Origin of the sequence: Halomonas sp. SIMBA_159 (assembly GCF_046536035.1) — a bacterium.
Taxonomy (GTDB): domain Bacteria; phylum Pseudomonadota; class Gammaproteobacteria; order Pseudomonadales; family Halomonadaceae; genus Vreelandella; species Vreelandella venusta_A.
On record NZ_JAWJBT010000148.1, the window covers coordinates 1 to 388 of the forward strand.

3 tRNA genes are annotated in these 388 nt (G+C 50.5%); all 3 read left to right on the plus strand.

Annotated elements, in window-relative coordinates:
• Nucleotides 1-4 precede the first annotated feature (4 nt).
• The 3 genes from R0J87_RS18750 to R0J87_RS18760 all read left to right on the plus strand — a co-directional run bounded on the left by R0J87_RS18750 (nt 5) and on the right by R0J87_RS18760 (nt 283).
• Nucleotides 5-81 (plus strand) — tRNA-Met (locus R0J87_RS18750).
• A gap of 22 nt (nt 82-103) precedes the next feature.
• Nucleotides 104-179: transfer RNA gene (locus R0J87_RS18755), tRNA-Gly, on the plus strand.
• Between the two features lie 30 nt (nt 180-209).
• Nucleotides 210-283: transfer RNA gene (locus R0J87_RS18760), tRNA-Cys, on the plus strand.
• Nucleotides 284-388: the final 105 nt, after the last annotated feature.

The window sequence follows — 388 nt, forward strand, 5'->3', positions numbered from 1 at the left end:
CGGACGCGGGGTGGAGCAGCTTGGTAGCTCGTCGGGCTCATAACCCGAAGGTCGTTGGTTCAAATCCAGCCCCCGCAACCAATTTTCTTTTTTAAGAAAATATGCGACACTAGCTCAGTTGGTAGAGCGCAACCTTGCCAAGGTTGAGGTCACGAGTTCGAACCTCGTTACTCGCTCCAACTCTTTCAAAGAGTGAAAATTGTTTGATTGGCGGGTTGGCAGAGTGGCCATGCAGCGGATTGCAAATCCGTCCACCTCGGTTCGACTCCGGGACGCGCCTCCATATTTGATTGAAGTGATGCGCTCACTTTGGTCCAGCAAGACATCAAGAACCCAGCTTTCAGGCTGGGTTTTTTGATCTCATCTCTATTGAATTCAGCCGTTTTCA